Annotated in this window: 16 protein-coding genes and 1 pseudogene; 1 reads left to right on the top strand and 16 read right to left on the bottom strand. The window is 72.7% G+C overall.

What is annotated here, in order from left to right:
- A partial coding sequence (gene flgB / locus MFF54_RS05850) for a flagellar basal body rod protein FlgB (RefSeq protein WP_238301681.1) occupies positions 1-371 on the bottom strand: 371 nt, incomplete at its 3' end.
- Between the two features lie 177 nt (positions 372-548).
- On the opposite strand from flgB, the gene MFF54_RS27605 reads away from it, so the two are divergent.
- Positions 549-3299: a heparinase II/III domain-containing protein gene (locus MFF54_RS27605; RefSeq protein WP_283206255.1), complete on the top strand. Its 2751-nt coding sequence runs from the start codon at positions 549-551 to the stop codon at positions 3297-3299.
- A gap of 30 nt (positions 3300-3329) precedes the next feature.
- On the opposite strand, the gene MFF54_RS05840 is transcribed toward MFF54_RS27605, so the two are convergent.
- From MFF54_RS05840 to flgF, 15 genes and pseudogenes are all read right to left on the bottom strand, one after another.
- Positions 3330-3776 carry a hypothetical protein gene (locus MFF54_RS05840; RefSeq protein ID WP_238301679.1) on the bottom strand — a complete coding sequence of 149 codons (447 nt, stop codon included), beginning with the start codon at positions 3774-3776 and terminating at the stop codon, positions 3330-3332.
- A complete protein-coding gene (locus MFF54_RS05835; RefSeq protein ID WP_238301678.1) occupies positions 3773-4126 on the bottom strand; it encodes a flagellar protein FlgN in 354 nt (117 codons plus the stop codon). Before MFF54_RS05835 ends, MFF54_RS05840 begins: the two co-directional genes overlap by 4 nt.
- Positions 4127-4132: 6 nt before the next feature.
- The gene (locus tag MFF54_RS05830; protein ID WP_238301677.1) at positions 4133-4603 is read right to left on the bottom strand and encodes a rod-binding protein; all 471 of its coding nucleotides are present in this window, start codon (positions 4601-4603) and stop codon (positions 4133-4135) included.
- A gap of 72 nt (positions 4604-4675) precedes the next feature.
- On the bottom strand, positions 4676-5086 hold the full coding sequence (locus MFF54_RS05825) for a hypothetical protein (RefSeq protein WP_238301676.1): 411 nt from the start codon (positions 5084-5086) through the stop codon (positions 4676-4678).
- A gap of 9 nt (positions 5087-5095) precedes the next feature.
- Positions 5096-5848: a flagellar biosynthesis protein FliR gene (fliR, locus tag MFF54_RS05820; RefSeq protein ID WP_238301675.1), complete on the bottom strand. Its 753-nt coding sequence runs from the start codon at positions 5846-5848 to the stop codon at positions 5096-5098.
- Between the two features lie 58 nt (positions 5849-5906).
- On the bottom strand, positions 5907-7991 hold the full coding sequence (gene flhA / locus MFF54_RS05815) for a flagellar biosynthesis protein FlhA (RefSeq protein WP_238301674.1): 2085 nt from the start codon (positions 7989-7991) through the stop codon (positions 5907-5909).
- A 99-nt stretch (positions 7992-8090) separates the two neighbouring features.
- Positions 8091-8357 (bottom strand): flagellar biosynthesis protein FliQ, encoded by a 267-nt coding sequence (fliQ, locus tag MFF54_RS05810; protein WP_238301673.1) that lies wholly within the window; start codon positions 8355-8357, stop codon positions 8091-8093.
- A gap of 56 nt (positions 8358-8413) precedes the next feature.
- Entirely contained in the window at positions 8414-8818 is a 405-nt protein-coding gene (flgD, locus tag MFF54_RS05805) for a flagellar hook assembly protein FlgD (protein ID WP_238301672.1), read from the bottom strand.
- A 248-nt stretch (positions 8819-9066) separates the two neighbouring features.
- A pseudogene (gene flbT, locus MFF54_RS05800) lies at positions 9067-9444 on the bottom strand (flagellar biosynthesis repressor FlbT); the annotation flags it as partial.
- A gap of 7 nt (positions 9445-9451) precedes the next feature.
- Entirely contained in the window at positions 9452-9799 is a 348-nt protein-coding gene (gene flaF, locus MFF54_RS05795) for a flagellar biosynthesis regulator FlaF (protein WP_238301671.1), read from the bottom strand.
- Between the two features lie 99 nt (positions 9800-9898).
- Positions 9899-10930 carry a flagellar hook-associated family protein gene (locus tag MFF54_RS05790; RefSeq protein ID WP_238301670.1) on the bottom strand — a complete coding sequence of 344 codons (1032 nt, stop codon included), beginning with the start codon at positions 10928-10930 and terminating at the stop codon, positions 9899-9901.
- 3 nt (positions 10931-10933) lie between these two features.
- Positions 10934-12340, bottom strand: a complete 1407-nt coding sequence (gene flgK, locus MFF54_RS05785) for a flagellar hook-associated protein FlgK (protein ID WP_238301669.1) — start codon at positions 12338-12340, stop codon at positions 10934-10936.
- Positions 12341-12369: 29 nt separating this feature from the next.
- Entirely contained in the window at positions 12370-13587 is a 1218-nt protein-coding gene (locus MFF54_RS05780; RefSeq protein WP_238301668.1) for a flagellar hook protein FlgE, read from the bottom strand.
- Between the two features lie 82 nt (positions 13588-13669).
- Positions 13670-14989: a flagellar protein export ATPase FliI gene (gene fliI, locus MFF54_RS05775; protein WP_238301667.1), complete on the bottom strand. Its 1320-nt coding sequence runs from the start codon at positions 14987-14989 to the stop codon at positions 13670-13672.
- 4 nt (positions 14990-14993) lie between these two features.
- Entirely contained in the window at positions 14994-15719 is a 726-nt protein-coding gene (flgF, locus tag MFF54_RS05770) for a flagellar basal-body rod protein FlgF (protein WP_238301666.1), read from the bottom strand.
- Position 15720: the final 1 nt, after the last annotated feature.

Raw genomic sequence — 15720 nt, 5'->3', positions numbered from 1 at the left:
CCCTTCACCGCCAGTTTGAGCATCCGGTCGAAGGCCTTGACGATGCCGGTATTGAGGCTGTGCTCGCGCGCCACGGTGCCGGCCTTGAGCAGCTCCTGCTCCAGGGTGACGCCGCTCGCCGTCTCCAGCACGTCCCAGCCGTCCTTGGTGTCCTGGACACGGGTGTCGGCGCCCGCGCCCGCCACATGCGCTGAGGCCGTCTGCGCCATGCCGAAGCCGGCACCGGCCAGCACCTGCGCGAAGGGCGTCACGTCCCGGGCCTTGTAGTCCGGCGTGTTCGCGTTCGCGACGTTGCCGGCGATGGTCGCCTGCCGCACCGCCAGGTGGCGGGCCTGCATCGAGGCGAGATCGAACAGGTAGATTCCGCTCATGCCGCCTCCCCCTTCCTGCCATGCGCCACGGATCCGGGACCCGGAATCGGGCCTCCCATGGATCAGGGGTGTAGGTCCGCAATCTTGCACGGGGCTGGCCCCGCCTCGCCTTGACAGCCCGTGCCGGGCGCCGCACCGCTCGGACTTGGCCCGGACCACGAGGAACTGCCGCCCAAGATGCCGGAAGAGCTGCCGGAAGATCTGCCGGAAGGCGTGCTGGAAGGAGCCCGGGGCGCGTTGCCGGACCCCGACGCGGGCGCGCCGGACCAGGACGCGCGTGTTCCCGTCACGGCCCGCTACGCGGGGGGAGCCGCGGCGGGCGGGCGCGAGGGCGAGCACGTGGTGGCGGCCAAGAACCGCTGGGCCCGCGCAGTGCTGGGTTTCCGCGATCTGGCACCCGAGACTTGGTACGCCCTCGACTTCACCCTGGCCTGGGATCCGGCGGAGCGGGCGGGTGCCGCCCTCGACTTCGCGCTGGCCGGTTTCGACTTCCTCGCCCCCGACGGGTCGAGCCTCGATTTCGAATCCGTGCCGGGGCTGGTGCGCACCCTGCCGGACCCCCACGGGATCTGGCTGCCGGGTCCCGCCTACCGGCCGGAGGGCGCCCGCGCGGCGGCGCTCCGCCTCGCCTTCCGGGTGCCCGCGCCCGCCAGCGACCTCGCCCTCGGGTTCCGCTCCTGGCGCAACACCGCGCCGTTCCGGGTCTCGGGCGTGCGCCTGCGCCCGGTCTTGACCGGGCCGGAGGCCGCTCCCGCGGTCGCTGTGCCCCGCCGCCGGCTCGGGCCCGAGCCGCTGGTGCTTGCACAGGCCCTGGTGCCGGGCGCCGGCCTCGTCCTGCGCGGCCAGATCTTCTCCGAGCGCCCCGACGAGCACGCGGCCTATGCGGGCGTCCTCTACCGGGACGCGGCGGGGGCGGAACTGCCCCTGCCCTATCCGGACACCGTCTCGGTGCCGGGCCACGGCGCCTCGGTGAACCTGCCGGCCAAGCCGCAGGCGCGCCGCTTCACCCTCACGCTGCGTCCGCCGCCCGGTGCGGTCTCGGTCGAGCTCGGCTTCCGCACCTGGGAGGAGGCGGACGAGGAGCCGCCCGCGGTCGAACTGGTCGCCGCCCCCGAGGTGGCGCTGGAGCAGGCGCTTCGCCTGGAGAGCCTCTGCGGGGACGACCTCCTCGACGGACCCGCCTTCCTGGCCCGGCTCGCCGAGCGCCTCGGCCTGGAGCCCGGCGCCGAGGCCGGCTGGCTGCCCGGAGCGGCGGAGAGCGGCACGGCCGGGGAGAGCGGCGCGGCCGAAGTGGCCCCTGCCCCCGCCCCGCTCGGCCGGGCCCGCGCCCTGCGCCAGGGCCCGGAGCGCACGGGACGCGGGGCGGACGGCCGCCCGGTCCTGCGCCTCGCCGGCCTGGCCGACTGGGCGCTCCCCGACCCGCCGGACTGGCGGGCCGACCCCTACCGCTCGGTGCCCTGGCGCCTCGACTACCAGTCGCTCGCCTGGCTGTCCGCTCTGGGCGACGCGGCGCCCGCGCTCGCCGCCGCCTGGGCGGGCGAGAACCCCTGGGGCCAGCCCGCCGACCCGCTCAGCCTGCACCCGGCGGCGCTCAGCCTCCGGGCCGAGGTGCTGGCCGGCCTCGCCGCCGGGCCGCTGCCGGCGGAGGAGGCCGGTCTCCGCCTGGTCCTCGTCGGCGCGGCGGCCCAGCACGGCGTCGCCCTCGCCGAGATCGTCGGGCAGAACGCCTTCGGGCGCTCGCTGCACGGGGTGCAGGCGGCCGCCGCCCTCCTCTCCGTCGCCCGCGCCCTGCCCCGTCTGCCGCTGGCGCCGTTCTGGGATTCGCTCGCCCTGCGCGTCCTCGGCGAGGCCGTCGCCGCCCTGATCGGCCCGGACGGGCGCTTCGCCGACCCGGCGCTGCAGCGGCGACTCGACCTCGTCGGCCTCGGTCGGGCCCTGGCAGCCTGCCTCGACGGGGAGGCGCCGGGCCCGGACATCGCCGCCCGGGTCGAGGCCGGGCTCGGCGGTCTCGCCGGGCTCCTCGATCCAGGCGGGCGGCTGCCCCCCTTCGGCGACGCTCCGCCGGCCGGCGACGAGGCGGCCTGGGTCGCGCGGCTCCTGGCCCGCGGCCCCGACCTCGTCGCCGCGCGGGAGGCCGCGCCGGCGCCTGCCCGCGCGGGCGGCTTCGCCCACGACACGCTGAGCGCCCGCGCCGACGCGGTCGGGCGCGGGGCGGCGCATTTCGCCTGCACCTTCGCAGCCCCGCAGGGCCACGCCGACTGCACCTCCTTCGTGCTCGCCGCCGACGGCGTGCGCTGGATCGTGGAGGCGGGCGGCTCGGAGAGCCTGGAGACCGGACCGGCGCGCCACTACCTCGTCTCGGCCCGGGCCCACAACGTCGCCCTGCTCGACGGGCGCGAGCCCGCCGCGGGGCCGGCCTGGAACGCGGGCAGCGTGCGCCTCGACGGCGCCGCCGCCCACCGCATCGAGACGCGGCTGCACGGGCCGGACGTCGCCCATGCCCGCCTCTTCCTGCTGCTCGACGACCTCGACGGGATCGCGGTGATCGACCGCTTCCGGGGACCGGCTTCGGCCGCGCTCGCCTTCGAGGGGCTGCTGCATCTGGCGCCCGAGGCGATCGTGGCGCTGTCGGGCCCGCGCCGGGCGCTGGCGCAGCAGGGCGCGCGCCGGCTCAACCTCGTGCCCTGGATCGCCGAGGGCCGCGCCGCCGGGCTGACGCTCGTCAACGGCCGCAACGAGCACCCGGGCGCGCTCCAGGGCTTCGTCGCCGGCCCGCGGGGATTGGTGCCGGCCAGCACCCTCGCCTACGCGGTCGCGGGCCGGGGGACGGTGTGCGGCGGGATGCTGATCGCGACGGACCTGGCGGTCGAGGAGCGGCTGACGCGGCTGCTCGCCGGTGAGGCGTTCGGGGCCTTCCTGGCGGGCTGAGCGGCGGGGTCGGCGGGGGCGTGAGTGCGCTTACGAGCGCACCTCGCGCTTGGGCACGAAGTTCATCTCGTCCACCAGCACGTCCTTCACCACCTCGGCGCCCAGCCGGGTGTTGACGGCGGTGCGGACCTCGGCGAGGCGCTTGGTGATGTCGTACTTGGCGAGCTTGCGGAAATCGAGGCTTGGGTCGGCGTAGATCTGCCGGAAGGCCTCGTCGACCACGAAGGCGTTGGGCGGCACCGGCAGGGTGTGCATCAGGCGCGCGTCGGCGGTGAAGACCAGCACCGCGATGACGTAGCCCTGAACCTTGCCCTCCGCGATCATCGGAACGTTGATCGGCGCGAGCTTCTGGTACTGGAGGCCTTCCAGATAGGCCTCCGTCTTCTTGGCGAAGAGGCCGCCGCCCCAGGTCACCGCCCCGTAGCAGGAGGCGATGGTGACGGCGCAGATCCAGAGGCCGGTGACGAGGATCTTCATGCGCTGAATCCGGATCCGGGGCCGCTTCCGAGCCGCGCCGTGTAGGTGCCGTCGGACTCCTGGCTGAGGGCCGCCGCGGCCAGCGTCTCGCCGATCTCCTCGACCGCGCGCAGGTGCAGCGCCACCACCTCCTGGTTGCGCGCGAGCTTGTCGCGCAGGCGCGCGAGGTGGATCGCGGTGGCGGCGTCGAGCGAGGCCGCGTCGAGGTCGCGGGTCAGCCGGGTGAGTTCGAGGAGGCTCCGGCTCTTGGCCCGGTTGAGCTCGGCGTGGTCGAGGGGGGCGCGGGCGACGAGCGCCTCGGTCTCGGCCTCGACGGTCTCTTCCAGGCGCTTCAGGGCGGCGATCAGCATCGCGGGTCAGACCTTCGGGGTGGCGGGGTCGGTCGTCTGTTGGGCCGGCTCGACCGCCGGATGGGCCTTGTCCATCATCTTGGCGATCCCGATGCCGCCGGCCTTGGCGATCTGCTGGCCGATCTGCTCGGCCAGCATCGACTTCCAGATGTGGCCGGCATTGCCCTTGCCGAACACGGTCTCGGCCTTGTCGGGCATCATCGCCTCGACGAATTGCTGCAGGACGAGGCCCTCGAACTTCTTGTAGGGGTCGCTGACCGGGCCGGCGCCCGCCAGCGTGGTCTGGTTCTGCAGGCTGGTGAGCGAGCCGCGGGCGTCCAGCGGCATGTGCAGCGCGAGGCCCGCCGCCCGCACGGCGTCGGTGAAGGCCGCCGGGTCGCCGGGCGCAGAGAGCTTGGCCGCGGCCTCCTGGTAGCGCTGCGGGTCGGCGGCCTTCGCCACGTCCATGACGATGTCGGTGGGCGGGGAGATGCTCATCGGTTCTTCCGCACGGCACGGCTGTGCCGGATCCTGGCCTGATATCCTGCTCCCTGTCCTAACCCCCCTGGCTTACGGGAGGCTTGCGTCCCCGGGGCGGCGCTGGCTGAGCCCGTCCAGGCGGTCGAGGATCTCGCGGCGCTCATGCTCCCGGGCCTGCGCCGCGGCGGCGCGCTCGACCAGCGCCTCGGAGCGCTTCTCGGCGAGGCCCCGCTCGCGCAGGTGCTCCGCCTGCCGCTCGATCTCGCCCGCCACCGCGTGGGCCTGCGCCGCCAGACCCTGCAGGCGGCGGTTCGCCGCGCCGAGCAGGAGGTGCCCGAACTGACCGGCACCGAGCGCACCGAGGAGCGCGGCCCGCTCGGCCTCGAGGGCGGCGGCGCGGTCGCGGGTGTGGGCGAGCTCGGTCTCGGCGGCGCGGCGCATCTGCGCCTGGACCCGCATCAGCCGCTCGGCCCGCTCCAGGCGCCGGGGATCGTGGGCCATGGAGCGCCTCTATCCCTGCCGCAGCCAGGCGGCGTAGGTCTGAAGATACTGCATCATGATCTCGCCCCCGAGATAGTAGAGCATCAACAGGCCGCCGAACATCACGAACGGGGTCGCGATGAAGTACACCGGAATGCTCGGCGTGAGCTTGTTCACGAAGCCCGCCGCGAGGTTGACCACGATGGCGTAGATCACGAAGGGGGCGGTGATGCGCAGGCCCAGCATGAAGGCGTCGGCGACCTGATCGACCACCCGCACCAGGGCGGTCTGGCTGCCGATCCCCTCGCCCGGCGGGATCCGGGCGTAGGATTCGACGAGGCCGCGGAACAGCTCCCAGTGCAGGTCGCTGGCGAAGAGCAGCGCGGTGGCGGTGACGAGGATCAGCGAATCGATCGCCGGCACCGGGTCCTGGCCCTCGACCGGCGCGCCCGGCATGGCGCCGAAGCCCACCATGGTCGAGGTCGCGTTCATCACGGTCTCCAGGACAACGAGGAAGATCCGGCCGAGGAAGCCGATGAGCAGGCCCGTGACCGTCTCGGTGAGGATCCAGTAGAGCGTCTGCCCCGGCGCTTGGCCGGAGAGCTTCTGCTGGAACAGCGGCAGCAGCAGCGGCGCCAGCGCCAGCGAGACGGCGCCCGCCACGAGCAGCCGGACCTGCTGGGGCACCCGCGGGCTGGAGAAGCCCGGCACCACCAGAAGGCAGCCGCCGATCCGGCAGAAGATCAGGAACACGCCGAGGAAGGTTTCCGGGGCGGCGTTCATGCGCGCGCGTTCCCCCTCCCCCCTCTCCCGCGGAGGGGGGAGGGAGAATTGCTGCGCCTCACGAGACCGTCCCCAGCGCCTTGATCTCGACGCCGCGGGCGATCTCCAGATGCGAGAGCACCGGCAGCGTCGGGAAGATGCGCTCGATGATCATGCGCACGTAGGGGCGCGCGTCCGGGGCCGTGACCAGCGCGAAGCCGTGGACTTGGCGTTGGCGCTCGCGGATGGCGGCGGCGGCCTCGCTGCCGAACTGCTCCACGAGACGCGGGTCGATGTCGAACTCGACAACCTCGCCCTTGGCGTCCCGCTTCAGGCTCTGGTGGAAGGAGAGGTCCCAGTTCGCCCCGAGCCGCAGCACGTTGAGCACGCCGTTCTCGGCCAAGTCCCCGCAGATCTGCTGACTGATCCGCATCCGCACGTGCTCGGCGATCTGCTCGGCGCGGCGCGCGTGGGGCGTGATCTCGGCCACCGCCTCCAGGATCAGGTGCAGGTTGCGGATCGAGACGCGCTCGGCCAGCAGCAGCTTCAGGACCGCCTGGAGCCCCGAATAGGAGATCTGCGCGGGCGCGATCTCGTCGAGCAGGCGCTTGTACTCGGGCTCCAGCCGGTCGAGCAGGCCGCGCATGTCCTTGTAGGACAGGAACTGGGGCAGGTTGTTGCGGATGACTTCCGAGAGGTGGGTGAGCAGCACCGAGGCGCCGTCGATCGGCTCGAAGCCGGTGCGGCGCACCTCCCCCGCGTAGGAATCCATCACCCAGAGCGCCCGCATGCCGAAGGCGGGCTCGCGCACCTCCTCGGCCGGCACGTCGGGCTTGGGCCCGTCGCCCACCACCACCAGCATCTCGCCGGGGCGCATCTCCTGGGTTGCCACCACGGTGCCGTGGATCAGGATCTGGTAGCTCTTGGGCGGCAGCGCCACGCTGTCGGTGAGCTTGATGTCGGGCACGACGAAGCCGTACTGCCGGGCGAATTTCTTCCGCATCTTGGCGACGCGGTGGGAGAGTTCCGCGTGGCTCGCCTGGATCTGCGCCGCGACCTGGCGCCCGAGGATCAGCTCGATCTCCGGGGTCTTGAGGGACTCCTTGACCGATTCGGCGGCCGCAGCCTGCGCCTTGGCCTCCGCCTCCTCGGCGACCTTGGCCTCGGCCAGCGCCTTACGGGCCGCCGCCCGCTGCGGGATCACGTAGGCGATGAAGCCCATCAGGGCGGAGAGCGCCACGAAGGGCAGGAAGGGCAGGCCCGGCACCAGCGCGAAGACGAACATCAGGGCCGAGGCGACCATCAGCGCGCGCGGATAGGCGCCGAGCTGGCCGAGCACCGCCTCCTCGGTGGCGCCGCGCGTGCCGCCCTTCGAGACGAGCAGGCCCGCGGCCAGCGACACGATGAGCGCCGGGATCTGCGAGACGAGGCCGTCGCCGACCGAGAGCTTCACGAACACGTCGGCGGCCTGGCCGAGCGCCATGCCGTGGCGCGTGGTACCGATGATGATACCGCCGAAGACGTTGACTGCGATGACGATGAGCGAGGCTACCGCCTCGCCGCGCACGAACTTGGAGGCGCCGTCCATCGAGCCGAAGAAGGCGGATTCCTCCTCCAGCTCCCGGCGGCGGCGCTGGGCCTCCTTGTCGTCGATCAGCCCGGCGTTCAGATCGGCGTCGATCGCCATCTGCTTGCCCGGGATGGCGTCGAGGGTGAAACGGGCGCCCACCTCCGCGATGCGGGTCGCGCCCTTGGTGATGACCAGGAAGTTGACCGTGATCAGGATCACGAAGACCACGATCCCGATCACGAAGTCGCCGCTCATCACGAACTGCGAGAAGCCCTGGATCACGTGGCCTGCGGCATCGACGCCCTTCTGGCCGTTGGCCAGGATCAGGCGCGTCGTGGCGATGCCGAGCGCGAGCCTGAGCAGGGTCGCGATCAGCAGCACGGTCGGGAAGGCGGAGAATTCGAGGGGCTTCTGGATCCAGAGCGCCACCATCAGGATCAGCACCGAGAGCGCGATCGAGAAGGCGAGCCCGACGTCGATGAGGAGCGCGGGGACCGGCAGGAACAGGACCGCCAGGATCGCCACGATGCCGGCCGCGAAGCCGAAATCCCGCCGCGACTTCTTTTCCAGGCCGAGCGCCGCACCCGCCGCCATGAAGGATCCCCCACGTCGCGACGCAGCCGTCGCCCGCATCTCACGGGAGGCTTGTCGCGCGGCAAGCTTGCGCGGGGATGGGGCGGGCGCGGCCCCGGGTCAGAACCCGTTGGCGATCCGCCCATAGGCGAGTTCGGCGAAGCTCGTGAGCTGGGCGCCCATGAAGGTGCCGGTGACGAGGAGCACGAGCAGCACCACCACGATCTTCGGCACGAAGGTGAGGGTCGTCTCCTGGATCTGGGTGAGCGCCTGCAGCAGCGCGATCACGATGCCGACCGCCATCGCGGCGCCGACCGCGGGACCTGCCGCCACCAGCACCGTCCAGATCGCGGCGCGCACGAGCTCGAGGGCATCGACCTCGTTCATGACGTCACACCAGTCTCCACGGAGCGAGTCCGCCCATCCCTACCGCGAACCGACCGTCAGGACACCGAGACGCCCGATTGCAGCAGCACGGTGCGGCCGTCGGTCAGCGTCGCCAGCGCGCCGTCGCCCGTGACCTTCACCGACTGGACCGTGCCCGAGGTGGTGCCGTCGGCCGAGCTGAGGGTGCGGCCGACGATCGAGTCGGCCTGATCGAGGAAGCTCGAGGTCAGGAGCGAGTCGAGCTTCTTGTTGGTCTGCGTCGCCTGCTCGACCTGCGACAGGGTGGCGAGCTGGCTGACATACTCGGTCCCGTCCATGGGCTTGGTCGGGTCCTGGTTCTTCAGCTGCGTCATGAACAGCGTCAGGAAGGTCTCGGCGTTGAGCTTGGCCCCGACCGAGCTGGTGGCCTTGGCGGCCGCCGCCGTGGCGGCGGTCGTGCTCGTGGTGCTGGTCACGTCCATGGCGGTCAGATCTCCGGTTCGGGGGCGTGGTCCGGCCGGAGGCCGGCGGCGAGGAGGCGCGGCGCGCGCGCAGCGGCAGGGACCGGCATGTGCCCGGGACCGGCGCTCCGGCGCGGACGGGTCTCGAAGCGCACGGCCGGGCTCTGAGCGGGCGCGGACGAGCCCCGTGGGCGGCGCGGCGCGGCCTCCGGCCCGGCCCGGAGCGCGGGCGGCGCCGGGGTGGGCGCGGCGCCCGACGCCGCCAGCAGGGCGGCCTCGGCCGGGTAGAGACCGCGGATCGCCTTGAGAGCCTCGAACAGGCGGTCTGCCTCGATCAGCCCCTGGACGGCTGCGAGCCCGGCATGGATCGCCGCGTCGCGGGTCGCCGCCAGGATGCCGGCCTGGAGCCCGGCGCAGAGGTCGCGGGCGGGGCCGGCATTGGCCGGGTCGATCAGCAGGGTCTGGGCCGCGAAGTAGAGCTGGCGCAGCGGCGTGGTCGCCTCCTCCGCCTGGAGCACGTGGCCCTCCAGCAGGAAGGCCGCGTCGTTCAGGAGCTCGATGCCGACCTTTCGGTCGACGCGCAGCACCGCGCCGTTGATGAAGACGCGCTCTCCGGCGCGCAGCGAGAGATGCATGGTCCGCCCCATCCCCGGCTCACTGCAGGCCGTCGCGGATCGAGGTGTTCACCTCGATCAGCGCCGCGAGGCTGCGCTCGGGAGCGCCCAGGGCCTCGCCGGCCTCGCGCATGATCCAGGTGCCGATCGAGACGAGGTCGGCCTTGAGCGCGTCCGGCAGGGCGTTCTCCGGGTTGAGCAGGTCCGTGAGCAGCACGTTCCAGAGGTCCTGCACGAAGCCGATCGCGGCGGTGCGCTCCGGGCCCCGCTCCCCGCGCGCCTCGACGGTGCGCAGGAGGTGGAGCGCCCGGTCGAAGGCCGTGCGCTCGCGCTCGCGGGCGAGCTGCGGCGCGTCCTCCAGGATCTCGGAATAGGAAAATCGATACATCGCGTGCCTTCTCGGTGGCAAGTCGCCTGGGCAGGTCGGCTGGCGGGACGTCCCGGGCGCGCCCCGAGGGACGCGCGGCGGGCCGCCCCCGGGGCGGCGTCAGAGGAAGTTCACGAGGCTGAGCTGGCGCAACTGCGAGGTCAGCGCGTAGGACATCTGGATCTGGGTGGTGAGGGTGTCGACGCGGGTCTTGGCCTCGGCCGGATCGACCGCCTCCAGGTCGCCGACCGCGCTCGACAGCAGGGTCTTCTGCGCGTCAAGGCGGGTGTTGGCCGCGGTGATCAGGGCCTGCGAGCGGCCGAGATCGGCCTGCATCGACACGAGGCCGCCGCTGCCCTCGCCGAGGAGGCCGATGACCCGGGAGGTCGCGACGGTCTGCGCGGCGGTGGAGAAGCTGGAGAGCCCGAGATCGGTCGAGACGATGTAGGCCATCGCGAGCCGGGCGAAGGGCTGGGCGTCGGCGCTCGCCCCCGTGGCGACGGTCTCGCTCAGCGAGATCCGGCTCGTCACCGCGCCGCTCGCCGCAGAGACCCCGGCCCAGGCCGCGTCCGCGAAGCGCGGGGCGACGTAGGTGTCGAGGAAGGTCTGCATCTGCGCGGCGCTCGCGTTGGCCGCCGCGGGGCTGCCCGGCGCGAAGCCGAAGAAGGTGGTGAAGTCGGCCGCGATCCCGGACCGCAGCGTCGCGATCGCCGTGTCGGCGACCGGCGCCGTGCCCGAGTTGATGCCTCCGAAGACGTACTGCCCGGCGACCGCGGTGTTGAGCGCCGCGGTGAGCGTGGGAAGCTGGTTGCCCGCGCTCACCGCCACCGCGGCGCGCTGCCCCTCCGGCTGGCCGACGAGACTCTGCAGCAGCGTGTCGGCGGCCGACTGCATCTGCGCCAGCGCCGACTGGCTGGTCTTGAGCCGCAGCGCGGTGACGCCGTTGCCGTCCTTCAGCGCGTCGATCTCGGCGCCCTGCTGGCGCAGCCCCAGGCTGGTGCCGACCTTCGTGCCGAGTGCGAGCCCGATATCCGCGTAGCGCCCGGTCGCGATCTCGGTATTGGCCCGCGCGAGGTCGGTCTGCAGACGGGCGAGCCCGGTGCGCGGGGCGTTCCAGAGGTTGATGCTGGAGATGTAGCTCGTGGTCATCATGGCCTAACGCACCGCGTCCATGAGGGTCTTGAGGAGGTCGTCGACCACGGTGAGGATCTTCGCCGAGGCCGTGTAGGAGCGCTCCAGCTGCAGCGTGAGCGCGGTCTCGTCGTCACCGTTGACGCCGGCCACGTTCGACAGGGCGTCCGTCGCGCGCGACAGCAGGGTCGCCTGGTACTCGGCGTCCGCGGCGACGTCCTTGCGCTGCTGCGAGAGCCAGCCCGCCGAGGCGGCGGCGAAGCCCGCGAGCGTCGCCGCCCCCGAGATGTCGGTGCCGGTGCCGATCGTTCGGGCGGCGGCGAGGTTCCCTGTCAGGATGGTCAGGCGCGCCGCGTAGCCCGCCGCGCCGGTGGTGTTCACCACCGTGTCGTCGCTGTAGATGCCGCCGTCGCGCAGGCGGCTCACCGCGCCGCCCTGCTGCGGGTCGACCCGGGCCGCGACGCGGACCCCCGCCGCGCTCGCCCCCGTGAACAGCCCCGGGACCGTGCTGGCGGGCGTGGTCGTGGGATCCGTCTCCGCGAAGGCCGCGACCAGGGCGGACGCGATCGCGTCGAGCTGCCGTCCATACTCGACTGCGGGCCCGTCACGCAGCGCGGTCAGGCCGGCGATGCGGCCGGAATGCAGGGGCATCGCCGTCGTCGCGCCGGTCACCGCCACGCCGTCGACCGTGACGGCGTTGCCGGGCGGCGCCGCGTTCGGGTCGAAGGCCACCGTGCGGGCGCCGCGCTCGTAGAGGGCCGCGCCGCCGTCGGTGTAGATCGCCATCCCGCCGTCGGGACGCGTGAGCGTGGTGATGCCGATCTCGGCCGCGAGCTTCGTCAGAATCCGGTCGCGGTCGTCGAGGCTGTCGGTGATGTCCCGCCCGTTCGCCGTACCGGTGACGACCGCGAAGTTGACGGCGTCGAACTGCGCGAGGAGGTCGTTGACGGTCGAGACCGATTGCTTGATCGCCGCATCCGCGTCCGCCCGCACGGCCTTCACTGCCGCGGCCGCGTCGTTGAGGCTCTCCGCCAGGGCGCGGGCGGCCTCGACCGCCGTGCGGGCGAGGTCGCTGCTGGCGGGCTGGTTGGCGGCGGCCTGGAGCGCCGCGTTCAGGGCGCCGAGCCGGGCGGCGGGCGAGGTGGCGTCGCCCGTGTCGCCCACCGTCTGAGAGAGGTTCTTCAGGCCGTCGAGGCGGGCGGCGCTCGCGGCCTCGTCCGAGGTCGCGGCGAGCTTGCGGGTGAACAGGGCCGCGTCGCCCGCGCGGGTGACGATCACCTGTGCGGTGCCGTTGCCGGTGACCAGGGTGGCGATCTTGCGCGCATAGCCGGCATCGCCCGCCCCCGCCACGTTGCGGGAGGCGACGGCGATCTGCGTCGAGGTGGCGAGCAGCGCGTTGCGCGCGGTGCTCAGCGCGATCTGGAGGCCCATGCTGTGGCTCCGCTACCGGTCGTCGCGCTTTAGCGCTTCAGGTTCATCAGGGTCTCGAGCATCTCGTTGCCGGTCATGAACACCTTGGAATTGGCGGTGTAGACCGACTGCGACTCGATCATCGTGGTCAGCTCCGTGGCGACGTCGACGTTCGACTGCTCCAGCGCCTTGGACTTGAGGATGCCGAGCCCGTTCTGCTGCGCGAAGCCGAGCTCGATGTTGCCCGAGCCGGCGGTCGCCTCGAAGACGTTGCCGGCCCTGGGCTGGAGCTGGTCCGGGCTCGACACGTCGGCGATCGGCACCTTGTAGGTCGCCGCCCGGGTGCCGTCGGCGTAGATCGTGTAGACGGTGCCGTCGTCGCCGAAGGCCACGCCCGTGCTGCTGGTCGGCGCCGAGCCGTCCGCGACGCCCTTCGGGCTGCTGTCGGGGGCGAGCTGGGTCATCGCGCCGAGGTCGAGGGCCAGCGCCGGACGGTCGCCGCTCGCCGCGAAGTCGAACTTCGACGTGCCCGTGATCTGGCCGGTCGGGCCGAAGGTGATCGTGTTCGCGGTCCCGACCTGAACCGGCGTCGCGTCCTGGGTGTAGAGGCTGACCGACCACTTGTTCGTCTCGGTCGCGGTGTCGGCCACCTTCGAGAAGACGACGTCGTACGTCACCTTGTTGCCGAGGTTGTCGTAGGTCGTGACCGGCGTCTTGGTGGTGAAGCTCGTGGCGCTCGGGGTGGTGACGGTCGTCGAGCCCTGCTTCAGGTTGCCCTGCAGGGTCATCGTGCTGGAGGGGCGGGCCAGGAGCTGGGTCGCGCCCGACTTGATCTCGGTCAGCGCCGGGTTGGCCGGCAGCGTGCCGTCGGGATTGAGCTTGTAGCCCAGCAGCGTGAAGCCGCCCGCGTTGACGAGGTTGCCGGTGCCGCCGTCCTTCACGAAGTTGCCAGCACGGGTCAGGAACTGGCCGCCGCCGCCGTCGCGCACCAGGAAGAAGCCGTTGCCGTTGATCGCGAGGTCGGTGTCCGAGGTGGTGAAGCTCGTCGGCCCTTCCTCACCGATGCTCCGCCGGACCGTGGTCTCCACCGCGCCCGAATTGTAGTTGCCGATGCCCGAGGATTCGAGCAGCAGCGAGGAGAACTCCGTCGACGTGCGCTTGTAGCCCGTGGTCGAGGCGTTCTGGATGTTCTCCGCCACCGTCGAGATGCGGTTGGTCTGGGCGTTCATGCCCGAGACGCCGGTGCGGAGCACGCCGGTGAGACTCATGGGGACACCTTCGGGGGCTGGTCGTTGCGGGGCGCATGTGGCGCGTTCAGGCTTGTGCGGGGCTTAGTGAGCGTCGTCATGCTCAGCCCCGCAGCGACTGGGCGAGTTCGAGGAAGGCGTCGCGGCTGGGCGCCTGGCCCGGCTCCTGGCGCATCGCCTCGTAGATCTTCGGCACGAGCCCGATTGCCTGGTCGAGCTCGGCGTCGGTGCCGGCCCGGTAGCCGCCCATCAGGCGCAGGTCCCGGGTCTCCTCGTAGCGGGCCATCATGGCCTTGAGCTTGCGCACGAGGTCGCGCTGGTCCGGCGTCCAGACCTCGGAGGCGAGCCGCGAGATCGAGCCGAGCAGGTCCATGGCCGGGTAGCGGCCCTGCTCCGCGATGGCCCGGTCGAGCACGACGTGGCCGTCGAGCGTGCCGCGGATCGCGTCGGCGACCGGATCGTTGTGGTCGTCCCCGTCCACCAGAACCGAGAACACGCCCGTGATGCTGCCCTGGCCCTCCAGGCCGGGCCCGGCGCGCTCCAGCAGGCGCGGCAGGTCCGAGAACACGCTCGGCGGGTAGCCGCGCGCCACCGCGGGCTCACCGGCGGCGAGCGCCACGTCGCGGGCGGCGTGGGCGTAGCGGGTGACCGAATCGACGATGAGCAGCACCGACTCGCCGCGGTCGCGGAAGGATTCGGCGACCGCGAGCGCCACCTTCGGCGCCTGGCGGCGCATCATCGGGCTCTCGTCGCCGGTCGAGACCACGATCACCGAGCGCTCCCGCGCCTTGGCGATCGGGCCTTCGAGGAACTCGCGCACCTCGCGCCCGCGCTCGCCGACGAGGGCCACCACCACGCTGTCGAAGCCCTCCGCCTCGGCCAGCATCGCGAGCAGCGTCGACTTGCCGACGCCCGAGCCCGCGAAGATGCCGATGCGCTGGCCCGCGCAGAGCGGCGTGAACAGGTCGAGCGCCCGCACGCCGGTCACCAGGGGGCGGCGCACCCGGGCGCGGCCGAAGGCGGCGGGCGGGTCGGCGTCCAGCGGCGCGGCGACCGCGCCCTCCGCCAGCGGCCCGGCCCCGTCGATCGGGCGCCCGAGCGCGTCGATCACCCGGCCCTTCCAGCTAGGGTCGGGCCTGAGCTCCGCGGCACCGAGCCGGAACACCCGGGTGCCGATGCCGGCCTCGATCCGGGGGCCGAAGGTCTTGAGCGTCGCGCCCGCGGCGTCGATGCGCACGATCTCGCCGATCTGGGCTTTTCCGTCCTGCTCGAAGCCCATGCGGTCGCCGAGCCGCACGAACGGCCCGACGCCGCCGATCCGGCAGGCGCTGGCCGAGACCTCGCGCACGTGGCCGCCGACCTGGACGAGGTGCCCGTTCGCCTGCGCCATCGCCCGTTCCAGGCGCTCGATCGCGTCCGTCATCGGCCTAGCCCTGCGGCCCGAGGGACTTGATGGCGTCCTGCAGCGTCGACTCGGATTGCTGCGTCAGGTTCGCCGCGCTCTCGAAGGCGCGCTGGATGGTGATGAGCTTCGTCATCTCCAGGATCGGGTTGACGTTCGAGCCCTCCAGGTGCCCCTGCGTGAGGCCGACGCGGGTGAAGTCCTGCACCGGCCGCGCGGGCAGGCTCGGGGCGACGGCGTTCGGACCTGCCCGGCGGATCGCGGCCTTCGGGTCGAAAGTGAACAGGCCGATCGCGCCGACTTGGTTGACGCCCTGGTGGATCGTGCCGTCGCGGCCGATGGTCGGCGGTCCCTGCTGCGGGTCGAGGAGCAGCGGCCCCCCGCCGGGATCGAGCACCGGCCGGCCGGAGATGTCGGTGAGGCGGCCCGTGGCGTCCATGGTGAGGCGCCCGTCGCGGGTGTAGACGGGGCCGCCCGGACCGCCGAGGCTGAGCCACGCGTCCCCCTGCACCGCGACGTCGAGGGGCGCGTCGGTCTTGGTGATCGGGCCGGAGGTGCGGGAGATGTAGGTGTCGCCCGTGCTCGCGAAGGCGACCGCGCCCTTGGTGGCCTGCGCCATCAGGGCGGTGAACTTCGTCTCCTCCGCGCGGTAGCCGGCGGTGGCCATGTTGGCGACGTTCTGCGCCGTGGTGGTCAGGCGCTTCTCCAGGGCGATCTGGCTGGAGAGCGCGACGTAGAGCCCGTTCTGCATC

This window comes from Methylobacterium gregans (assembly GCF_022179245.1).
GTDB lineage: Bacteria > Pseudomonadota > Alphaproteobacteria > Rhizobiales > Beijerinckiaceae > Methylobacterium > Methylobacterium gregans.
Note: the sequence above shows the minus strand (reverse complement) of the source record. Positions and strands in the feature narration are given on the sequence as shown.

Excerpts from the sequence above, each read along its gene's own strand:
- MFF54_RS27605 (WP_283206255.1), top strand. The coding sequence starts at position 549 with ATGCCGGAAGAGCTGCCGGAAGATCTGCCGGAAGGCGTGCTGGAAGGA.
- MFF54_RS05840 (WP_238301679.1), bottom strand. The coding sequence starts at position 3,776 with ATGAAGATCCTCGTCACCGGCCTCTGGATCTGCGCCGTCACCATCGCC.
- MFF54_RS05835 (WP_238301678.1), bottom strand. The coding sequence starts at position 4,126 with ATGCTGATCGCCGCCCTGAAGCGCCTGGAAGAGACCGTCGAGGCCGAG.
- MFF54_RS05830 (WP_238301677.1), bottom strand. The coding sequence starts at position 4,603 with ATGAGCATCTCCCCGCCCACCGACATCGTCATGGACGTGGCGAAGGCC.
- MFF54_RS05825 (WP_238301676.1), bottom strand. The coding sequence starts at position 5,086 with ATGGCCCACGATCCCCGGCGCCTGGAGCGGGCCGAGCGGCTGATGCGG.
- fliR (WP_238301675.1), bottom strand. The coding sequence starts at position 5,848 with ATGAACGCCGCCCCGGAAACCTTCCTCGGCGTGTTCCTGATCTTCTGC.
- flhA (WP_238301674.1), bottom strand. The coding sequence starts at position 7,991 with ATGGCGGCGGGTGCGGCGCTCGGCCTGGAAAAGAAGTCGCGGCGGGAT.
- fliQ (WP_238301673.1), bottom strand. The coding sequence starts at position 8,357 with ATGAACGAGGTCGATGCCCTCGAGCTCGTGCGCGCCGCGATCTGGACG.
- flgD (WP_238301672.1), bottom strand. The coding sequence starts at position 8,818 with ATGGACGTGACCAGCACCACGAGCACGACCGCCGCCACGGCGGCGGCC.
- flaF (WP_238301671.1), bottom strand. The coding sequence starts at position 9,799 with ATGTATCGATTTTCCTATTCCGAGATCCTGGAGGACGCGCCGCAGCTC.
- MFF54_RS05790 (WP_238301670.1), bottom strand. The coding sequence starts at position 10,930 with ATGATGACCACGAGCTACATCTCCAGCATCAACCTCTGGAACGCCCCG.
- flgK (WP_238301669.1), bottom strand. The coding sequence starts at position 12,340 with ATGGGCCTCCAGATCGCGCTGAGCACCGCGCGCAACGCGCTGCTCGCC.
- MFF54_RS05780 (WP_238301668.1), bottom strand. The coding sequence starts at position 13,587 with ATGAGTCTCACCGGCGTGCTCCGCACCGGCGTCTCGGGCATGAACGCC.
- fliI (WP_238301667.1), bottom strand. The coding sequence starts at position 14,989 with ATGACGGACGCGATCGAGCGCCTGGAACGGGCGATGGCGCAGGCGAAC.
- flgF (WP_238301666.1), bottom strand. The coding sequence starts at position 15,719 with ATGCAGAACGGGCTCTACGTCGCGCTCTCCAGCCAGATCGCCCTGGAG.